Annotated in this window: 19 protein-coding genes and 1 tRNA gene; 13 read left to right on the top strand and 7 right to left on the bottom strand. The window is 66.7% G+C overall.

Translation table 11 applies throughout. The annotated features are described in order from the left end of the window. The coding region (locus tag QRN67_RS14460; protein ID WP_503010898.1) for a beta strand repeat-containing protein at positions 1 to 937 on the bottom strand (937 nt) is incomplete at its 3' end. A 627-nt stretch (positions 938 to 1,564) separates the two neighbouring features. On the opposite strand from QRN67_RS14460, the gene QRN67_RS14455 reads away from it, so the two are divergent. The 7 genes from QRN67_RS14455 (at position 1,565) to QRN67_RS14425 (ending at position 6,979) form a co-directional block, all read left to right on the top strand. Continuing rightward, entirely contained in the window at positions 1,565 to 2,320 is a 756-nt protein-coding gene (locus QRN67_RS14455; RefSeq protein WP_234382803.1) for a response regulator transcription factor, read from the top strand. 190 nt (positions 2,321 to 2,510) lie between these two features. After that, positions 2,511 to 3,128: a ubiquinol-cytochrome c reductase iron-sulfur subunit gene (gene petA, locus QRN67_RS14450; protein ID WP_081266423.1), complete on the top strand. Its 618-nt coding sequence runs from the start codon at positions 2,511 to 2,513 to the stop codon at positions 3,126 to 3,128. A gap of 14 nt (positions 3,129 to 3,142) precedes the next feature. Continuing rightward, complete coding sequence (locus QRN67_RS14445; protein ID WP_285412287.1) at positions 3,143 to 4,579, top strand: cytochrome b; 1,437 nt, start codon at positions 3,143 to 3,145, stop codon at positions 4,577 to 4,579. Positions 4,580 to 4,613: 34 nt separating this feature from the next. Further along, positions 4,614 to 5,390 carry a cytochrome c1 gene (locus QRN67_RS14440; protein WP_106935526.1) on the top strand — a complete coding sequence of 259 codons (777 nt, stop codon included), beginning with the start codon at positions 4,614 to 4,616 and terminating at the stop codon, positions 5,388 to 5,390. A gap of 98 nt (positions 5,391 to 5,488) precedes the next feature. Beyond that, complete coding sequence (locus QRN67_RS14435) at positions 5,489 to 6,100, top strand: glutathione S-transferase N-terminal domain-containing protein (protein WP_081266420.1); 612 nt, start codon at positions 5,489 to 5,491, stop codon at positions 6,098 to 6,100. Between the two features lie 157 nt (positions 6,101 to 6,257). Continuing rightward, positions 6,258 to 6,839, top strand: coding sequence for a ClpXP protease specificity-enhancing factor (locus QRN67_RS14430; protein ID WP_081266419.1), 582 nt, complete (start codon positions 6,258 to 6,260; stop codon positions 6,837 to 6,839). Positions 6,840 to 6,903: 64 nt separating this feature from the next. Continuing rightward, positions 6,904 to 6,979, top strand: a tRNA-Thr gene (locus QRN67_RS14425). A gap of 38 nt (positions 6,980 to 7,017) precedes the next feature. Here the strand turns inward: QRN67_RS14425 and QRN67_RS14420 are convergent. The 3 genes from QRN67_RS14420 to QRN67_RS14410 form a co-directional block, all read right to left on the bottom strand. Continuing rightward, positions 7,018 to 8,187, bottom strand: coding sequence for a GGDEF domain-containing protein (locus QRN67_RS14420; protein WP_285412286.1), 1,170 nt, complete (start codon positions 8,185 to 8,187; stop codon positions 7,018 to 7,020). A 174-nt stretch (positions 8,188 to 8,361) separates the two neighbouring features. Continuing rightward, positions 8,362 to 10,179: a single-stranded-DNA-specific exonuclease RecJ gene (gene recJ / locus QRN67_RS14415; protein ID WP_285412285.1), complete on the bottom strand. Its 1,818-nt coding sequence runs from the start codon at positions 10,177 to 10,179 to the stop codon at positions 8,362 to 8,364. After that, complete coding sequence (locus QRN67_RS14410; RefSeq protein WP_285412284.1) at positions 10,176 to 11,144, bottom strand: hypothetical protein; 969 nt, start codon at positions 11,142 to 11,144, stop codon at positions 10,176 to 10,178. The genes recJ and QRN67_RS14410 overlap by 4 nt, the downstream gene beginning before the upstream one ends. A gap of 55 nt (positions 11,145 to 11,199) precedes the next feature. On the opposite strand from QRN67_RS14410, the gene QRN67_RS14405 reads away from it, so the two are divergent. Further along, on the top strand, positions 11,200 to 12,456 hold the full coding sequence (locus QRN67_RS14405; protein WP_285412283.1) for a lipoprotein-releasing ABC transporter permease subunit: 1,257 nt from the start codon (positions 11,200 to 11,202) through the stop codon (positions 12,454 to 12,456). After that, positions 12,449 to 13,210 (top strand): lipoprotein-releasing ABC transporter ATP-binding protein LolD, encoded by a 762-nt coding sequence (lolD, locus tag QRN67_RS14400; RefSeq protein ID WP_234382801.1) that lies wholly within the window; start codon positions 12,449 to 12,451, stop codon positions 13,208 to 13,210. The genes QRN67_RS14405 and lolD overlap by 8 nt, the downstream gene beginning before the upstream one ends. Positions 13,211 to 13,236: 26 nt before the next feature. Here lolD and QRN67_RS14395 read toward each other — a convergent pair whose 3' ends face one another. Continuing rightward, positions 13,237 to 13,494: a hypothetical protein gene (locus QRN67_RS14395; protein WP_106935522.1), complete on the bottom strand. Its 258-nt coding sequence runs from the start codon at positions 13,492 to 13,494 to the stop codon at positions 13,237 to 13,239. A 179-nt stretch (positions 13,495 to 13,673) separates the two neighbouring features. After that, positions 13,674 to 14,444 (bottom strand): sigma-70 family RNA polymerase sigma factor, encoded by a 771-nt coding sequence (locus QRN67_RS14390; RefSeq protein ID WP_285412282.1) that lies wholly within the window; start codon positions 14,442 to 14,444, stop codon positions 13,674 to 13,676. An 81-nt stretch (positions 14,445 to 14,525) separates the two neighbouring features. Here QRN67_RS14390 and QRN67_RS14385 point away from each other — a divergent pair, with 81 nt between their 5' ends. Then, positions 14,526 to 15,152 carry an ATP-dependent Clp protease proteolytic subunit gene (locus tag QRN67_RS14385; protein WP_493204018.1) on the top strand — a complete coding sequence of 209 codons (627 nt, stop codon included), beginning with the start codon at positions 14,526 to 14,528 and terminating at the stop codon, positions 15,150 to 15,152. An 8-nt stretch (positions 15,153 to 15,160) separates the two neighbouring features. Here the strand turns inward: QRN67_RS14385 and QRN67_RS14380 are convergent, their stop codons facing one another. After that, on the bottom strand, positions 15,161 to 15,550 hold the full coding sequence (locus QRN67_RS14380; RefSeq protein ID WP_198086904.1) for a RidA family protein: 390 nt from the start codon (positions 15,548 to 15,550) through the stop codon (positions 15,161 to 15,163). 191 nt (positions 15,551 to 15,741) lie between these two features. Here QRN67_RS14380 and QRN67_RS14375 point away from each other — a divergent pair, with 191 nt between their 5' ends. The 3 genes from QRN67_RS14375 to QRN67_RS14365 are packed head-to-tail and all read left to right on the top strand — an operon-like array spanning position 15,742 to position 19,542. Then, positions 15,742 to 17,316, top strand: a complete 1,575-nt coding sequence (locus QRN67_RS14375) for an ABC transporter substrate-binding protein (RefSeq protein ID WP_285412281.1) — start codon at positions 15,742 to 15,744, stop codon at positions 17,314 to 17,316. Positions 17,317 to 17,332: 16 nt separating this feature from the next. Then, on the top strand, positions 17,333 to 18,589 hold the full coding sequence (locus QRN67_RS14370; RefSeq protein ID WP_285412280.1) for a lactonase family protein: 1,257 nt from the start codon (positions 17,333 to 17,335) through the stop codon (positions 18,587 to 18,589). 11 nt (positions 18,590 to 18,600) lie between these two features. Further along, positions 18,601 to 19,542, top strand: a complete 942-nt coding sequence (locus tag QRN67_RS14365; protein WP_081266485.1) for an ABC transporter permease — start codon at positions 18,601 to 18,603, stop codon at positions 19,540 to 19,542. Positions 19,543 to 19,545 lie beyond the last annotated feature (3 nt).

Raw genomic sequence — 19,545 nt, 5'->3', positions numbered from 1 at the left:
CGGAGCTCAGCGTGTTGATGGTGCCGTTGCTGGCAGTCAGGTCGACGGTGCCGACACTGGTTGCGCTGACCGTGCCGGCGGTGATGCTGGCGGAGCTGAGCGTGTTGATCGTGCCGTTGCTTGCGGTCAGGTCGACGGTGCCGACGCTGGTTGCGCTGACGGTGCCGGCGGTGATGCTGGCAGAGCTGAGCGTATTGATGGTGCCGTTGCTGGCAGTGACGCTGGCGGCGCCGACGCTGCCGGCAGAGACGGTGCCAGCGGTGATGCTGGCAGAGCTGAGCGTATTGACGGTGCCATTGCTGGCAGTGACGCTGGCGGCGCCGACGCTGCCGGCAGAGACGGTGCCAGCGGTGATGCTGGCAGAGCTGAGCGTATTGATGGTGCCATTGCTCGCAGTGACGCTGGAAGCGCTGACGCTGCCGGCAGAGACGGTGCCCGACGTGATGCTGCTCGCACTGAGCGTGTTGATCGTGCCGCGCGATGCAGTCACATTGACGGTGCTGACGCTGCCGGCGGAGACGGTGCTGGCTGTAATGCTGCCCGCACTCAGTGTGTTGATCGTGCCATTGCTGGCCGTGACGCTGGCGGCGCTGACGCTGCCAGCAGAGACAGTGCCCGACGTGATGCTACCTGCGCTCAGCGTGTTGATGGTGCCGCGCGACGCCGTCACGTTGACCGCGTTGACGGTTCCAGCGGACAGTGTCGGCGTGGTGACGCCGCCCCCGGCATTCAGAACACCACCGTTGTTGCCAAAGTTGAAGTTGCCCCCCACGTTTCCTGCGTTGACCTCGGATCCTCCGATCGTGACTTGAGCATGCGCCACAGGCAACGTCATCACATAACCAGCCCCCACCAGCACGGATGCAAGAAGGCGGCTGACACCTGCTTTGCGCATGATGGATGAGGAGCGAACAGCAGAGCGCTTGGATGTAGTCATTTGGACCTTTTTTCCTTGATGTATCGATGGCAACTTCCGGCCTTCCACGGCGCTTGGCGCGTGAAAGCAGGGGCGGGTTTCATTGCGTTACCCGGTGCAACCGATGCTAGGAATCGAGGTACTTGCTGAACATCACCGGGATCCGTAGTTCTGCGGTCCCGCGAGCGCTTCGATGCGTGTTCGAAAAAAAGTGGCGATGCCCGCAAAGCCAATGCCCATGCGGCTTCGCGGGCATCACATAAATCCGTGGGCAATGCGCCGACATGCGAAGTCGAGCGTGTTTCGTGTTGCGCGGTGCTACGTAACGCGCGCTCAAAACGCCACGTAACAACTGCGCGAAAACGGCCTTTTCGAGGCCCTCCCAGGACCGCGTTCGACGACGTGTCCGCGCCATTTTTTTCAATGAAATCAAAGTACTACAGGCAGTGGCATGCCTGTGCGCACGGTGCTGTCCCGCGCAGGCATCGTTCCTGCGACATCTGAAACGAAAGACAACATTTCGAGGCTACCCGTGGGTAGCAATCAGCCAGAGGGATGTCGCGTGGTCAATCTGTTTTCGAGCTTTGCCAATGCATACATGGACACGGTTTTCCGTGTCGCCAGGGGAGTGCGGTCATGGAAATGAATATGAGTGTCCGTAGCCAGTCCGTGCGGCCGCTGTCTTCGGTCGCGCAGATGTATGGCGGTGTCTTCCATGCGGCGTTGATCGTGGCCGACGATCTCGCCGTCGCCGATCGCATGCGGCGCATCCTGGCCGAGCTTGCGCCGCGCCGCCGTATCGTGGTGGCGTCGAGCCGCGCCGAAGCCTGCAACCTGCTGGCTGCTCTTCCCTATGACCTCGCGCTGGTCGACATGCGGCTGCCATCGAAGGACGGCATCTCGCTGCTGCACCATGTGCGCCAGAACTACCCGGGCATCGAAAGCGTAGGCATGTCGGACACCGACGATCAGGAACTGGTGGGCGCCGCCATTGCCGCGGGCGCCATCGGCTATCTGCTGACCGAGGTGGACGACATCGAACTCGCATACCTGCTGCGTTCGGTGGAACGCGGCGGCGCGCCGATGGACTCGCGCATTGCAAGGCGCATCCTGGGTTCGATCGCCGCGTCCGCCAAGGCGCGCACGATCGAGCCGATCCGCGTGCAGGAGCAGCGGGAAGAGGCGCCAGCGGCCGAGAAGCTGCCGCGCGCCTTGCTGTCGCCGAGGGAACTGAAGGTGCTGCGGCTGATCGCACAGGGCTGGAGCAATCGCCAGATCGCCGATGCGGTCTACCTGTCGGTCAACACCATCGAGTTTCATGCCAAGAGCATCTATCGCAAGCTGTCCGTGAAGTCCCGAACCCAGGCGGTTCATGAAGCGATGCAGCACGGGCTGCTGAACTGAAGACAGCATCGGCGACGGCCCTCGTCGCCATTCGGCGCACCACCTCGAACGGGCCTCTGTGCTCGCCGGCAGGCGGGCAGGGGGTAATACGCCCGTTGAATTCTCCCCCAGCGCCCCGCTACAATCTCCGGTTGACCCTGTTCAAGCCAAGGGTTGGCCCTGCTCCAGCGAAGAAGACAAGAGGATCCCCATGAGTGACATGACCTCCGGCTCGCCCCGGATCGACACAGGCAAACGTACCTGGCTGATCGCGTCCAGTTGTGCCGGCGTGGTGGGTGGCGTGGCAACCGCCATTCCCTTTGTGAGCACTTTCCAGCCTTCGGAGAAGGCCAAAGCCGCCGGCGCAGCGGTAGAGGTCGACATCGCGGGCCTCAAGGTCGGCGAGAAGATCACCGTCGAATGGCGAGGCAAGCCGGTCTGGATCCTCAAGCGCACTCCCGAGCAGGTCGCGGAACTCCCCAAGCTGGACGGGCAGCTCGCCGATCCCCTTTCCAAGCGCCACCCCGACGAATTCACCCCCAAGTACGCACAGAACGAGCACCGTTCGATCAAGCCCGAAGTGCTGGTCGTGGTCGGCATCTGCACGCACCTGGGCTGCTCCCCGAGCGACCGCTTCCAGGCCGGCCCGCAGCCCTCGCTGCCCGCCGACTGGGAAGGCGGCTTCCTCTGCCCCTGCCACGGTTCCACTTTCGACCTGGCAGGCCGAGTCTTCAAGAACAAGCCCGCGCCCGACAACCTGCCGGTGCCGCCGCACATGTACCTGTCGGACACCAAGCTCCTGATCGGTGAAGACTCCAAGAAGGCCTGAGGCGGAAGAAGAACATGGCTGAATTCCACGAGATTTCCCCCAACGCACCAACCGGCGAGAAGCTGCTGAACTGGGTCGACAACCGGTTCCCGCTCAGCAAGCTCTGGAACGACCAGTGGGGCAAGTACTACGCGCCGAAGAACTTCAACTTCTGGTACATCTTCGGCTCGCTGGCCATGCTGGTGCTGGTGATCCAGATCGTCACCGGCATCTTCCTCGTGATGCACTACAAGCCCGACGCCGCCCAGGCGTTCGCATCGGTCGAGTACATCATGCGCGACGTGCCGTGGGGCTGGCTCATCCGCTACATCCACTCGACGGGCGCCTCGGCGTTCTTCATCGTGGTGTACCTGCACATGTTCCGCGGCCTCATGTACGGCAGCTACCGCAAGCCGCGCGAGCTGATCTGGGTGTTCGGCTGCGCGATCTTCCTGTGCCTGATGGCCGAAGCATTCATGGGCTACCTGCTGCCCTGGGGCCAGATGTCCTACTGGGGCGCCCAGGTGATCGTGAACCTGTTCGCCGCCATCCCGTTCATCGGCCCCGACCTGGCCCTGCTGATCCGCGGCGACTACGTGGTGAGCGACGCCACGCTGAACCGCTTCTTCAGCTTCCACGTGATCGCCGTGCCGCTGGTGCTGCTGGGCCTCGTGGTGGCCCACCTGATCGCGCTGCACGAAGTGGGCTCGAACAACCCCGACGGCATCGAGATCAAGGCCAAGCGCGGCCCTGACGGCCATCCGCTCGACGGCATTCCGTCGCACCCGTACTACACGGTGCACGACATCTTCGGCGTGGTGGTGTTCCTCACGATCTTCTCGGCCGTGATCTTCTTCGCGCCCGAAGCCGGCGGGTACTTCCTCGAGTACAACAACTTCATTCCGGCCGATTCGCTGAAGACGCCGAACCACATCGCGCCGGTCTGGTACTTCACGCCGTTCTATTCGATGCTGCGCGCGACCACCGACGACATGGTCAACGTGTTCTCGCTGATCATCGCCGCGGGCGCCATCCTGAACTTCGTCAAGGGCAAGTCGGGCACGGCCTTCAAGGTGGCGCTCATCGTGGCGGCCGCCGTGGTCATCTTCCTGCTCAAGTCCTTCGACGCCAAGTTCTGGGGCGTGGTCGTGATGGGCGGCTCGGTCATCATCCTGTTCTTCCTGCCGTGGCTGGACCACAGCGAAGTCAGGTCGATCCGCTACCGTCCGAGCTGGCACAAGTATGTGTACGGCGCCTTCGTCTTCTTCTTCCTGATCCTCGGCTACCTGGGCATCCAGCCGCCGGGCGTCTGGGGCAACCTGGTCATCGGGTCGTTCGCGCTCGACATCGCGCAGACCGTCTCGCAGATCGGCACGCTGGTCTACTTCGGCTTCTTCCTGCTGATGCCGTGGTGGAGCCGCAAGGGCGAGTTCAAGACCGTGCCCGAGCGCGTGGTCTTCGCCGCCCATTGAGACATGCTGCCCAAGAAGAGCTGAGAGAAACACGATGAAGAAGAAAAGCATTTCCGGCTGGCTCGCGGTCCTGGGTCTGGCGCTGGGCCTGACCTTCTCCGCAGCCGCGTCGGCCGAGTCCGAAGGCATCGCCTGGGACAAGGCCAACACCAAGACCAACGACATGGCCGCGCTGCAGAACGGCGCCAAGCTGTTCGTCAACTACTGCCTGAACTGCCATTCGGCAGCGTTCATGCGCTACAACCGCCTGCAGGACATCGGCATCACCGAGCAGCAGATCAAGGACAACCTTCTGTTCACGACCGACAAGGTCGGCGAGACCATGAAGGCGAACATCGATCCGCGACAGGCCAAGGAATGGTTCGGCACCACGCCGCCCGACCTCACGCTCGTCGCACGTTCGCGCGCCGGCCACGGCGGCACGGGTGCCGATTACCTCTACACGTATCTGCGCACCTACTACCGCGACGACACCAAAGCCACCGGCTGGAACAATCTTGCGTTTCCCAGCGTCGCCATGCCGAACCCCCTGTGGGAACTGCAGGGCGAACGCCGCCCGGTCTACACCAAGGTCGAACAGCACGGCCACGAAACCGAAGTGTTCAAGGGCTGGGAGCAAGTCACTCCCGGCACCCTGACACCCGTGCAGTATGACAATGCCGTCGGCGACCTGGTGAGTTACCTGCAATGGATGGCCGAACCGGCACAGAACACCCGCATCCGCATCGGCGTGTGGGTGCTGCTGTTCCTGGCCATGTCGGTGGTTTTTGTGTGGCGACTGAACGCCTCGTACTGGAAAGACGTCAAGTAGTTCCGTCCACGCCGACCGAGCGCCACCCAAGGCGCCCGGTCCCACAGAGTGGGTTGCCAACGCGACCCACTCTTTTTGATTTTTAGGAGTCTCTCGCCATGATGGTCTTGTATTCAGGAACGACCTGCCCCTTTTCCCACCGCTGCCGCTTCGTGTTGTTCGAAAAGGGCATGGACTTCGAGATTCGCGACGTCGATCTCTACAACAAGCCCGAAGACATCAGCGTGATGAACCCGTACGGCCAGGTGCCGATCCTGGTCGAGCGCGACCTGATCCTGTACGAGTCGAACATCATCAACGAGTACATCGACGAGCGCTTCCCGCATCCGCAGCTGATGCCCGGCGACCCTGTCGACCGCGCCCGCGTGCGCCTGTTCCTGCTCAACTTCGAGAAGGAACTGTTCGTGCACGTGTCGACGCTCGAGAACCGCACCGCCAAGGGCAACGACAAGGCGCTCGAAAAGGCCCGCTCGCACATCCGCGACCGCCTGACGCAGCTGGCCCCCGTGTTCCTCAAGAACAAGTACATGCTGGGCGACAACTTCTCGATGCTCGACGTGGCCATCGCGCCGCTGCTGTGGCGCCTCGACTACTACGGCATCGACCTGAGCAAGAACGCCGCGCCGCTGCTGAAGTACGCCGAGCGCATCTTCTCGCGTCCGGCCTACATCGAAGCACTGACGCCGTCTGAAAAGGTCATGCGAAAGTAATTAAGATCGCCCCCAGGCTTCGCGCACTTCGTGTCGCTTCGCCAACCCCCGCCCGGGGGCAACACCTGCGGCCCGGCAGAGCCGGTTCCGCGGTGTTCCGCGAAGAGACAGTGGCCAATCCGGGGCCGCGATTTCGCGATTGCACGGTACCAATTTCATGATCAACGCGCTCGAGTCGTCTTCCACCCGCCCGTACCTCATCCGGGCGCTCTATGAATGGTGCACCGACAACGGGTTCACGCCCTACGTCGCCGTGCAGGTCGACGACACCGTCCAGGTTCCGCGCGAGTACGTGAAGAACGGCGAGATCGTGCTCAACATCAGCTTCGACGCGACCAGTTCGCTCAAGCTGGGCAACGACTTCATCGAGTTCAAGGCCCGTTTCGCGGGCAGTGCGCGTGAAATCAGCGTGCCCGTAGGGCGCGTGATCGCCATCTACGCGCGTGAGAACGGGCAGGGCATGGCGTTTCCCGCGCCGGTGCCGGCCGCTTCCGCGTCGGACGGCGGCAACAGCCACCACGCCGATGCGCCGGCGCCTTCGCCGCAAGGCCCCGCGCGCATGCCGCTGCGCGATGCCTCGCGCGGCACCGAGGGCGACGCCGGCAAGATCGTCCACCTGGTGACGGGCGACGATGCCGACGAAACAGTCGACGCCGGCCCCGCGACCGATCCCGCCGACGAGCCGCCGCGCCCGCCGGCCGGTGGCGGATCCAGGCCGTCGCTGAAACGCATCAAGTGATTCGGCCGGCCGGCCGGACCATGCCGGCCACGCCACTAGAATCACGCACTGAAGAAATTCACCAGCCGCTTTAGCTCAATTGGTAGAGCACCCGCCTTGTAAGCGGAAGGTCGTCAGTTCGATTCCGACAAGCGGCACCATTCGAAACCCCTGGCTCATCCGTGAGCCAGGGGTTTTTTCATGCGCCGCGCGCGGAGCCGCCCGAATGCTCACCCGCGAACGCATAGGCAGGGCCCATGCGTTGGCGCTTGCAGCGTTGCAGCGCCTCGCCCGCCGAAGCCATCAGGCTGGCGAACGTATCGCCATCGGCGGGGTGGCAGGCGATGCCCATGTTCAGCTCGCCGCCCGCCAGCAGCCGGCCTTCGTAAGTGACCGGCGTCGCGCCGGCGGTCTCGATGCGGATCGCCATTTCGGCGAGCTTCTGGCGCGTCGGGCTGCCGGCCAGCAGCAATGCGAATTCGTCGTCGCCCAGGCGCGCCACCATGTCGTCGGCGCGCACCTGCTGGCGCAGCCGCTGTGCGATGGCCGTGAGCACCGCGTCGCTGCCCGCGCGGCCGTGCCGCTCGGTCACGCGGCTGAAGCCGTTCAGGCCGACCAGCATCAGCGAGAACGGCCGGCCGTCGCGCAGCCATTCGTCGCCACGGCTTTCAAAACCGGCGCGGCTGGTGGCACCGGTGAGGGCGTCGGTGCCCATGGCGCCCATCAGTGCGTGCGTGCGTGCCTCCAGCGCTTTTTCGGAACGCAGCACGTGCCGCAGGCGCGCGCCCACGGCCAGGGCGAGCATCACGAGCTCGGCGATCGCCGCGGCTTGCGCCATGTTCGGCCGCCCGGGGGGCCAGGGCGTCTCGCTCCAGCTCGGCAGGCGGGTAGCGGAGATGCCCGCCAGCAACATCAGGGCGCCGATGCAGAAGAGCAGCGCGGGCCAGCGCAGGCCGCGCAGCGAGAAAAGCGCACCGGCCACCAGGACCACCGTGGCGGCGACCACCAGCCCCTGCACGGCGCGCAGCGTCCACGCGAGCTGTGTCTCGACCGCGGCATACAGCAAGGTCAGCACCAGCGCGATGCCGACACCCTGCGCGACCCGGTCCAGCCGGGGCGCGAAGTGCCGCAGCCGCAACAGCTGCCGGGCGAATTGCAGCCGGAAGATCGCCCAGAGTGCCAGCGCAGCCGCCGCCCAGTGCGCGAGCGGATCGTTCGGCGCCAGGCTGTTCATTCCGGCGAAGCCGAGCAGCGCGAAGCCGCAGGCCAGCACGTAGTAGCCGTGGATCAGCGTGCCGAACACCAGCAGCAGCACGAGGCCGCATGCCATCAGGCCGCCCAGCAGGCCAGAGCTCACGCCTTCGGTCATGAGCGACGGCCTTTCATGAAGGCAGGGCTGGGGCGGGGCAGGAGCGGCATCCGGGCAGATCGGGGCAAAAAACGCCGAGGACAGTAAGGTAACCGATCGTATCCGCGAGACCGCGCCACACCATGCACCGCGTCTCACAAATTGCCGCGCCGCGGCTTGCCTGACGTTTTTCCGCTAGAACTCCGCGCCTTCCACCAGGAAGCGCAGCCGCCGCACGCCCTGCCATTCGTCCGCGTCGAGCCGGAACGCCAGCTTGACCCTGGGCGGCAGCGGCTCGGTGTGGCTGAACCAGATGGCGTCGATCGGCTGGCCCTGGTGCCTGAGCTTGAGCGACAGGTGCTTCTCGCCCACCAGCCGCTGCGACACCACCTCGACCTCCTCGCTGAAGGTGGGCGGCGCGAAGCCCTGGCCCCAGACCTCGCGGTGCAGCGTGTCGACGAGGTCGATGCGCATGTACTCGCGCGCGATCGGCCCGTCGGTCTCGATCTGCCGGGTGAGCGCGGCGTCGGCCAGCAACTCACGGGCGACCTGTGCGAAGCCTTTCTCGAAAGTCTCGAAGTGCTCGCGCGCCACCGTGCAGCCGGCCGCCATCGCGTGGCCGCCGAAGCGCAGCAGCACGCCCGGATGGCGCTTGGCCACGAGGTCGAGCGCGTCGCGCAGGTGGAAGCCGGGGATCGAGCGCCCCGAGCCCTTGAGCTCCTGCTCCTTGCCCGGCGCGCCGTTCGCGGCGAAGACGAAGGTCGGGCGGTGGAAGCGGTCCTTGATGCGCGAGGCCACGATGCCCACCACGCCTTCGTGGAAGGCCGCGTCGAACACGCTGATGGCCGGCGGCGGCGCCGCGATGCCCTCGCCGTCGGCGCCGGTGGAAAACAGCGACTCGGCCAGCAGCAGTGCCTGGTCGCGCATGCCGCCTTCGATGTCGCGCCGCTCGCGGTTGATGCCGTCGAGCATGCGCGCGAGCTCCTCGGCTCGGCCGGCGTCGTCGGTCAGCAGGCATTCGATGCCCAGCGTCATGTCGGCCAGCCGGCCGGCCGCGTTGATGCGCGGGCCCAGCGCGAAACCGAAGTCGAAGGTGGTGGCCGCAGAGGCATTGCGGCCCGCCGCCTTGAACAGCGCGGCCACGCCGGCGGGCATCGCGCCGGCGCGGATGCGGCGCAGGCCCTGCGCCACGAGGCGGCGGTTGTTGGCGTCGAGCTTCACCACGTCGGCCACGGTGCCGAGCGCGACCAGCGGCAGCAGCGCATCGAGCTTTGGCTGGGGTTTGCCTGCCCCCCGGCTTGCCATTTCATGTGCTTCGCCACCCCCCGAGGGGGAGGCTGGCCCGCCTTGGGGCGGCCCGGCGGCGGGCGCAGGCGTGTCGAACACGCCGCGCCTGCGCAGCTCGGAGCGCAGCGCCAGCAGCACGTAGAACATGACGCCGACGCCCGCGATGCTCTTGCTCTCGAACTCGCAGCCGGGCTGGTTCGGGTTGACCAGCACGTCGGCCAGGGGAAGCTCCGGGCCCGGCAGGTGGTGGTCGGTCACCAGCACCTGCAGGCCGCGCGCCTTGGCGGCGGCCACGCCTTCGACGCTGGCGATGCCGTTGTCGACGGTGATCAGCATGTCGGCGCCGCTCGCGGCCACGCGCTCGGCGATGGGCGGCGTGAGGCCGTAGCCGTCGACCACGCGGTCGGGCACGAGGTAGCTCACGTTTTTGGCGCCCAGCAGGCGCAGGCCGCGCACGCCGACCGCGCAGGCGGTGGCGCCGTCGCAGTCGTAGTCGGCCACGATGCACAGGCGCTTGTCCTGCGCGATGGCGTCGGCCAGCAGCACGGCGGCGTCTTGCGTGCCGCGCAGGGTGTCCGGCGGCAGCAGGCGGGCGAGGCCGTCGTCGAGTTCGTCCTTGGCGCGCACGCCGCGCGCTGCGAACAGGCGGGCCAGCAGCGGGTGCACGCCGGCCTGCTCCAGCGCCCAGACGGTGCGCGGAGGGATCTCGCGGTCGACGATCTTCACAGCGACTCCAGCACTTCGGCCGCGCGCTTGCGGTCGAACAGGCTCCTGGCCCAGCGGCTCAGGCCGCGCTGCTGCACGGTGTAGCGCTGTGCCGCGCGGTCGCCGCACAGGGTGAGCGACACATCGGCGCCGCGCGTGTAGTCGGCCAGCAGCGAGGCGATGTCGCCCGCGTCCAGCGCCTGCCATGCGGCGGCCCAGCCGACGCCGTCATCGCGGATGGCGGCGACGCGCAGGGCTTCGCTCACGGTGGTTTCGCAGGCGGCGCTCGGCAGGGGCTGCGCCGCGAGCGCGCCGGTGCCGCTGAGCCAGAACGAATTGATGGGCGGCACGCCGCGCGCGGCGCGGTCGTCGTTCACGCGCTGGGTGTAGAGCAGCATCTGCATTTCGTTCTGCAGGCGGCGCAGCGGCCGGGCAGCCTCGGCCAGCGGCGACCACTGCGAGATGGGCCAGCCCACGGCGCGGTCGATGGAGGCGGTGGACAGTCCGTCGAAGATGCGCGCACGCGCCAGCCAGCGGCCGGGCACGGGCGAAGGGTGCAGCGCGATGCCGTCTTCCTCGAAGAAGGGGCGGGCGGCTTCGAGCAGCGTGGCCGATTCGCCGGCGTCGATCTCGATGGCGGACGGGTCGCCCAGCACCACGTCGTCGATGCCGACTTGCCAGTTGCAAAGCGTGACCACGCCCCAGCCCTCGGTGTCGCTGGCGGCGGCGATGCCCAGGCGCCGGGCCTCGAGCGCGGCCCAGGGAATGCAGCCGTCGTCAGCAGTGATGCCCAGCTCCCGCGCGAGCGCGCGTTCGTGCGGTGGTGAGCGCGTGCTTTCGTCCTGCGTGTCGGTGTCCGCGAGGGTCAGGCGCAGCAGCAGGGTCTCGAGATTGGGGAGCCGCAACGTGGGCAGCGCCGCGCGGCATGCCGGGGAACCGCGGCCGGCAAAGGGGATCAACAGGTGACGTGGGAAGGTTTCGGCCATCTCCGTATTGTCCGGGAAGCCCTGAGGTTGTCCGGAATGCCACAATTCCGACCCTATGCGATTTCCCTATGAACTGCAGCTCGGCTGGCGCTACACGCGCGCAGGCCGGGCGACGCGGCGCAACGGCTTCATCTCCTTCATCTCCGGTGTATCGATGCTCGGCATCGCGCTGGGCGTGGCGGCGCTGATCATTGTGCTCAGTGTGATGAACGGCTTCCAGAAGGAGGTGCGCGACCGCATGCTCGGCGTGGTGTCGCACATCGAGATCTTCTCGCGCGACGGACAGGCGCTGCCGCAGCTGGAAGAAATCATGGCTGCCGCGCGCAAGCATCCCGAGGTGATCGGCGCTGCGCCCTTCATCAACACGCAGGCGCTCATTGCCCGCGGCGAGGACATGAAGGGCACCGTGGTGCGCGGCATCGACCCCAGGCTCGAGCCCGAGGTGACCGACACCAACAGCATCGCCGCGCGCGGCACCTTCGACAAGCTGGTGCCGGGCGAATTCGGCATCGTGCTGGGCGCCGAGCTGGCGCGCTCGCTGTTCGTGCAGCCGGGCGACAAGGTCACGCTGGTGGCGCCGGGCGGCCAGGTCACGCCGGCTGGCGTGGTGCCGCGGCTGAAGCAGTTCACCGTGGTCGGCACCTTCGACTCCGGCCACTACGAATACGACTCCGCGCTCGCCATGGTCCACGAGCAGGACGCCGCCAAGGTGTTCCGCCTCGAGGGCCCGACCGGCATCCGCCTGAAGCTCAAGGACCTGAACGAAGCGCGCGCAGTGGCCGACCAGCTGGCCGTGAGCTTGCCGGGCGAGTTCCTCATCCGCGACTGGACGCGCCAGAACAAGACATGGTTCGCGGCCGTGCAGGTCGAGAAACGCATGATGTTCATCATCCTCACGCTGATCGTGGCGGTGGCGGCCTTCAACCTGGTCTCCACGCTCGTGATGACCGTGACCGACAAGCGCGCCGACATCGCCATCCTGCGCACGCTGGGCAGTTCGCCGCGCAGCATCATGGGCATCTTCGTGGTGCAGGGCGCGATGGTGGGCGTGATCGGCACCGTGGCCGGTCTGCTGCTGGGGCTGGGCATCGCCTACAACATCGACGTGATCGTGCCGTTCCTGGAGCGGCTGTTCCATGCGAGCTTCCTGCCGAAGGACATCTACCTCATCAGCAAGATGCCGAGCGATCCGCAGCAAAGCGACATCGTGCCCATTGCGATCATTTCCCTGGTGCTGTCCTTCGTGGCCACCCTGTATCCGAGCTGGCGCGCCAGCCGCGTTAACCCGGCCGAGGCCCTGCGCTATGAGTGAAATGACCCCCACGCTCGGCACTGCCGTGTCCTCGCTGCCCCCCGAGGGGGCCGCCATCGGCTTGGGGCGGCCCGGCGCCAATGGTGTCGTATTGAAGGCCCGAGGCCTCACCAAGCGTTTCCACGAAGGCCGGCTGGACCTGACCGTGCTGCACGGCGTCGACCTCGACGTGCACGCCGGTGAAACCCTGGCCATCGTCGGCTCCTCGGGCTCCGGCAAGAGCACGCTGCTGCACCTGATGGGCGGGCTCGACGCGCCCACTTCGGGCAAGGTCGAACTGCTGGGCAAGGACATCGCCCATGCCGATGCGGCCGAGCAGGGGCGGCTGCGCAACCAGCACCTGGGCTTCGTCTACCAGTTCCATCATCTGCTGCCGGAATTCAGCGCACTCGACAACGTGGCGATGCCGCTGAAGATCCGGCGCGTGGAGCCCGCGACGGCGGCGGCTTCGGCGTCGAGGATTCTCGAGAGCGTGGGCCTGGGCCAGCGCCTGCACCACCGGCCGGCCGAGCTGTCGGGCGGCGAGCGCCAGCGCGTGGCGATCGCGCGCGCGCTGGTCACGCAGCCCGCCTGCGTCCTGGCCGACGAGCCCACCGGCAACCTCGACCGCAGCACGGCGGACACGGTGTTCGCGCTGATGCTCGACCTGGCGCACCGGCACGGCACGGCATTCGTGATGGTCACGCATGACCAGGAGCTGGCGAAGCGGTGTGACCGGGTGCTGCAGCTGGTGGCCGGGCGGCTGGCGGGCTGAAGAGGCTGTGCGGCCTTTCTTCGTGCCTAGCGATTCGTCAACAAGGCAGAAGCGGTGGCCCGCAGTACCAGCGCGCGATCGGGTTCGTCGATCACGTAGGGCGAGTCGAGCAGTTTCGCCATCAGCCGATCGAACTGGCGACGGACTTGTTCCTTTGCCGGATGGGCCATGTAGAGGGCATGGAGCATGGAGCAGATGCCGGAAATCTGCGTGTCCAGTGCATCGATATCGCCTAGCCGTCCTGCAGCCTCGGCAGCGGCCAAGAATTGTTCTTCGTGCGTCATGGGTCTTTGACCGTCCTTTGACGGTGCCTTCTGGGATTGGCACCCTTGTGGGGCGCATGCGCCTCGAAATCGAAGCAAACCCAAGATACGCAAAACCAATACCAATGGATTACATTTCAAATGACGATCCTTGTATTTTGTGACTTATTTCACGGCCACAAGGTGCAAAGTAGGCAACCCTAGTACAGCGCCTCTTCCGTCTGCTGCACATCCAGCGGCAGCACGCACAGCAGCTTGCCCCGCAGCGTCAGCACCAGGCCGAGGCGCCCTCCGATCTGCATGACCCGGCACACCGTGTGCGGCGCGGCATCGCCGGCAACGGGCGCGGTCACCGCCACTGCTGCCGACATCGCAACAGCCCGCGCCGGCGGCTGCCGCAGCAGCGCAAGCAGCATCCGGGCATCGCAGTCGCCCAGCGCCTGCCGGTACACGTGGAAGGCCGCATCCGAGCCGGCTTCCTCTTCAGTCCTTTCATGGCGCAGCCGAAGCAGCGCGCGATGCAGTTGCTGCCTGCAGGCCGCCTCGGTCTTGCCGCTGGCCTCTGCAATTTCCTTGAAGCTGGCTTCGAAGACTTCGCGCAGCAGCACGGCGGCGCCATCGGCCGGCGACAGCCTGGCGGCGATCAGGCGCAGCGCCTGGTCAATGGATTGGGCCTGCGCGGCATCGGCTTCCGCCGAGGGTGCCTCGGGGGACAGTGCTTCGGCATCCCGCAGCCAGCGCCGCATCCAGCCGTCGCGCCGCAGCCGGTCGATGGCCAGGTTCTGCATCACCGTGGTCAGCCAGGCCTGCGTCGAATCGGGCCCGGGCTTGTCGCCCATTTCGAGCGCACGCAGGTAGGTGTCCTGCACCATGTCCTCGGCGTCCGCCGCGCCGCCCAGCATGCGCGCCGCCGCGCGAACCAGCCGGCTTCTCAATGCCGGGAATTGCGAGAGATAGCGTTCATCGAGCATTGGCGCAGCTTGCCATGGCGCGCAATGTCACGAAACTGTGGGCTTGTTCGTCAAGACAGTCCAACCACAGGAGCTTTCTACATGACCGACATGCCCATGTTCTCGATGCAATCCGACGATGACGACACCAAGCCCGCCGCCACCGCCGAGCCGCGCAACTCCTACCTGGAGGAAAAGGCGTTCAAGTCGCGCACGCTGCTGATCTTCGGCAGCATCAGCGATTCGGTGGCCGCCGACGTCACGCGCCGGCTCATCGCGCTGGACGCCGACAGCGCCGACAAGCCCATCGACATCCTCGTGAGTTCGCCCGGCGGCCACCTGGAGTCGGGCGACGCCATCCACGACATCGTGCGCTTCATCAGCGCGCCGGTGAACATGATCGGCACCGGCTGGGTCGGCAGCGCGGCCACGCACCTGTTCCTCGCGGCGCCGCGCGAGCGCCGGGTGTGCCTGCCCAACACGCGCTTCCTGATCCACCAGCCCAGCGGCGGCGCGGGCGGGCAGGCGACGGACATCGCCATCCAGGCGCAGGAAATCATCAAGGCCCGCCAGCGCATCGCGCACGAGATCGCGCGCGAGACCGGCAAGCCTATCGACGTGGTGCTGGCCGACATCGAGCGCGACCGCTGGCTGTCGGCTGAAGAAGCCGTCGAATACGGGCTGGTCTCGCGCATCATCCAGCGCAAGACCGAACTGCAGAAAGGCTGAGAGGCCGATCAGGCCTTGGGCTTGTACGCGACGACGTCGATCTCGACGCGCGCGTCGATCATCAGCCGGGCCTCGGTGGTCGAGCGCGCCGGCTTGTTCTCGCCGAAGTAGCCCATGTAGATGCGGTTGAAGGCACCAAAGTCGCGCGCGTCCTGCAGCCACACGGTGCTCTTGCATACGTCGTCGAGCGTGGCGCCGGCCAGCGCCAGCACGGTCTTGATGTTTTCCATGACCTGGCGCGTCTGCGCCTCGATGCCGCCCACCACCAGCTCGCCGTTCTTGTCGACGGGCACCTGGCCCGACACGTAGACGAAGTCGCCGGCGCGCACGGCCGGGGAGAACGGACGCACCTGGCGGTCGGAGGCAAGGGGCGGGGCGCCGAGGTATTCGAGAGGCATGGGGACTCCTGGAGGTTGAAGAACTGTCTGGGAATGGGAAGCCGCGAGTATCCATCCAATCTGAAAATCTATTTCAGAAAAACCCTCAGGCAAGGGTTAACACGGATGATTTGGCATGGATAGTGCTTCAAAGTCCGGGCCGAAAAGAAAATTTCTTTCACAAACTCGCCCGCCCCATGAAGGAGTTCCCCATGCCCCACGCCGGTCTTGTCCAGCGCCTGCCCATGCTGTCGAAGCGCAGCCTGCTGGGCGCTTCCCTGCTCGCGATGCTGTGCGCCGCGCTGCCCCACCAGAGCGCCCATGCCCAGGGCCCGCGCAATTTCGCCACGCTGGCGATGGTGGCCGAGCCGCAGACGCTCGACCCGATGGCATCCACCGCCGACCTGGTCGGAACCATCATGCAGCACGTGTACGAGACGCTCTACACCTTCGACGCCAAGTGGAACGTGGTGCCGATGCTGGCCGAGGGCATGCCGAAGATCTCGGCCGACGGCAAGACCTACGCCATCGCCTTGCGCAAGGGCGTGATGCTGCACAACGGCCGCGAGCTCACGGCCGACGACGTGGTGGCCAGCCTGCAGCGCTGGATGGAGCAGTCGCCGCGCGGCAAGGCCGTGGGCAAGGAAATCGACAGCCTCAAGGCCAAGGGCCCGCTGGCGGTGGAGGTGGTGCTGAAGGAACCCTACGCGCCGCTGCTGTCGCAGCTCGCGCTGCCCAGCGGCATGGCGGCCATCATGGCCAAGGACTCGATCGCTTCGCCGCTGAAGGACTTCGTGGGCACCGGCCCCTACAAGTTCAAGGAGCGCCGCCCCGACCAGTTCGTGCTGCTCACGCGCTTCGACAAATATTCGCCCCGCAAGGAAGCCGCGAGCGGCTACGGCGGCAAGCGCGAAGCGGCCATCGAAGAGCTGCGCTTCGTGCCCGTGCCCAACGCCAGCACGCGCGTCGAAGGCGCGCTGGCCGGCCAGTACGACTTTGCCGACCTGCTGCCGGTGGAAGCGCTGCCGCGCCTGGAGAAGTCGGGCGGCAAGACCGTGCCGATCATGACGCCCTCGTTCGGCTTCCCGTACCTCGTGCTCAACACCAAGGAAGGCGTGGCCGCCAGCCAGCCGGTGCGCCAGGCGATCCAGACCGCGCTGGGCGAAGGCGAAATGCTCGCGGCCGGCTTCGGCGACACGCGCTTCTTCGTGGCCGAGGCCAACCACTTCCCCAAGGGCTCGCCGTTCTATTCGACGGCCGGCGCCGACCAGTACAACCAGCGCAACGCCGCCAAGGCCAAGGAACTCGCGGCCAAGGCCGGCTACAAGGGCGAGCCGATCCGCGTGCTCACCAGCCGCCAGTACGACTTCCACTACAACATGGCGCTGCTGATGGCCGAGCAGCTCAAGCGCGCCGGCTTCAAGGTCGACCTCAACGTGGTCGACTGGGCCACGCTGGTGCAGCGGCGCAACGACGCCAAGCTGTGGGACGTCTACGTCACGCATTCGGGCCAGTTCCCCGAGCCCATGCTCTCGCCGCCGCAGCTCGGCGACGGCGCGCCCGGCTGGTGGGACTCGCCTGCCAAGAAGTCGGCGCTGCAGGCCTTCAACGTGGAGAGCGATCCGGCCAAGCGCGGCGCGCTGTGGGGCAAGGTGCAGCAGGTGGTGTACGACGAAGTTCCGTACATCAACGTCGGCAAGTTCAACGGCCTCTCGGCCAAGAGCCCGGCGCTGGACAACTACACGCCCGCGACCTGGCCGTTCTTCTGGAACGCGAAGATCAAGTAAGTCGGGGAGTACAGCCATGCCGTCGCGTCGCCAACTTCTGCAAGCCAGCGCACTGGCCTCCGGCCTCGGAGCCCTTGGCCTCACCGCCTCCACCGTCCAGGCCGCAACCGCCGGCCCCGTCTACGCCTACGTCGGCACCTACAGCGACGGCGGCAAGCCGTGGCGCGGCGGGCGCGGACTGGGCGTGCACCAGTTCGTGCTCGACAGCGCGACCGGCGCGCTCAAGCCCATTCCCGGCGCGCCGCCGGCCGTGGCCAGCATGGGCGAGGGCGCCAAGCTGCGCAACCCGGCGTCGCTCGCGCGCCATCCCACGCTGCCCATGCTGTATGCGGCCAACGAGTTCGAGGCCGGCTCGGTGTCTGCCTTTCGTATCGGTGCAAATGGCGCGCTGTCGTTCTTGGCTGAAATGCCCTGCGGCGGCAAGGACCCGGCCTACATCAGCGTGCACCCCGACGGGCGCTTCCTGTTCACCGCCAACTACGCCAGCGGCGATGTCAGCGTGATCGCGCTGCGCGCCGACGGCACGCCCGACACCGACCGCGCCGCCGTCGTCTACAAGGACGCCGACGCCTGCGGCGCCACCGCGTGCAAGCCCGGCGCCGACGTGGTGCCGGCCGCCGCGCGCTCGCACGAAGGCTTTGCCACCAGCGACCACGACGGCCCGCACGCGCACATGGTGCATGCCGACCCGAAGGGCAACTTCGTGCTGGTGGCGGACCTGGGGCTCGACCGCGTCATCTCGTACCGCTTCGACCGTGGCACCGGCGTGCTGAGCCAGCCGAGCACGGTGGCCGTGTCCGAAAGCTCGGGCGCGCGCCATTTCATCTTCCACCCGAACGGCAAGTGGTTCTACCTGGTGAACGAGGAAGCCTCGACCATCGCCTTCATGCGCTACGACGACGCCAGCGGCGTGCTCACACTGGTGAGCGAGACCTCGGCGCTGCCCAAGGGCTTCAAGGGCACCAGCTACGCATCGGGCATCCGCATGCTGCCGGACGGCCAGCACTTCGTGTCGCTCAACCGCCTGCACGACTCGATCTCGCTCTTCAAGGTCGACGCCCGCACCGGCGCCCCCACGCTGGTGCGCGAGGAATGGTCGCGCGGCAACTACCCGCGCAGCTGCACGCTCGACCCGAGCGGCAGGTTCCTCTATGTGTGCCACAACAAGCAGGGCGACAACGTGACGGTCTTCCGCGTCAAGGGCGGCGACATCCAGTTCACCGGCCAGTACGTTGCAGTGGGCAGCGCGGCGGCCATCGAGTTTTCCGCGTGATGAAGAAATCGCTGTTGCGCTACATCGCTTCCCGGGCGGCCGGCATGCTGGTGGTGCTGGCCATCGTGGCGGTGCTCGTGTTCGTGCTCACGCGCGCGGCGTCGGGCGATCCGGTCTCGGTGCTGCTGGGCGACCAGGCCACCGCCGCCGACATCGCGCGCGTGCAGAAGGAGTACGGCCTCGACAAGCCGCTGCCCGTGCAGTTCGGATACTGGCTGCGCGAGGTGCTGCAGGGCAACCTGGGCACTTCCATCTTCCTGCAGCGCCCGGTGACGCAGGCGCTGTGGGAGCGCTCCGAACCCACCACGCTGCTCGCGCTGATGGCCGTGGCCATCGCGGCGCTGATCGGCGTGCCGTGCGGCATCGTCTCGGCCGTGTTCCGCGGGCGCGTGGTCGACCAGCTGTTCACCGGCATCGCGATGCTGGGCGCGAGCATTCCGAGCTTCTGGCTCGGCATCGTGCTCATACAGATATTCGCGGTTTCCTTCGGCTGGTTCCCGGTGTCGGGCTACGGCGCGCCCGATGCGCCGTTCGCCGAGCGGCTGCATGCGCTGGTGCTGCCGGCCACCGTGCTGGGCCTGCTGAACTCCGCGCTCATCATCCGCTTCACCCGCGCCTCGATGCTCGACGTGCTCGGCGAGGACTACGTGCGCACCGCGCGCTCCAAGGGCCTGAGCGAAAGCGTGGTCGTGCTCAAGCACGCGCTGCGCAATGCGCTGGTGCCCATCGTCACGGTGATCGGCCTCACCGTCGCGTTGATGATCGGCGGCGCCGTCATCACCGAGACGGTGTTCGGCCTGCCCGGCGTGGGCAACCTCGTGGTCAGTGCCGTGCTGCGGCGCGACTACCCGGTCATTCAAGGTGCGCTGCTCGTGATTGCCGCGATCTACGTGCTCATCAATTTCTCTATCGACCTGCTGTATGCGGTGGTCGATCCGCGCGTGAAGGTCTGAGCG

Source organism: Variovorax sp. efr-133-TYG-130 (assembly GCF_030208835.1).
Taxonomy (GTDB): Bacteria; Pseudomonadota; Gammaproteobacteria; order Burkholderiales; family Burkholderiaceae_C; genus Variovorax.
Note: the sequence above shows the minus strand (reverse complement) of the source record. Positions and strands in the feature narration are given on the sequence as shown.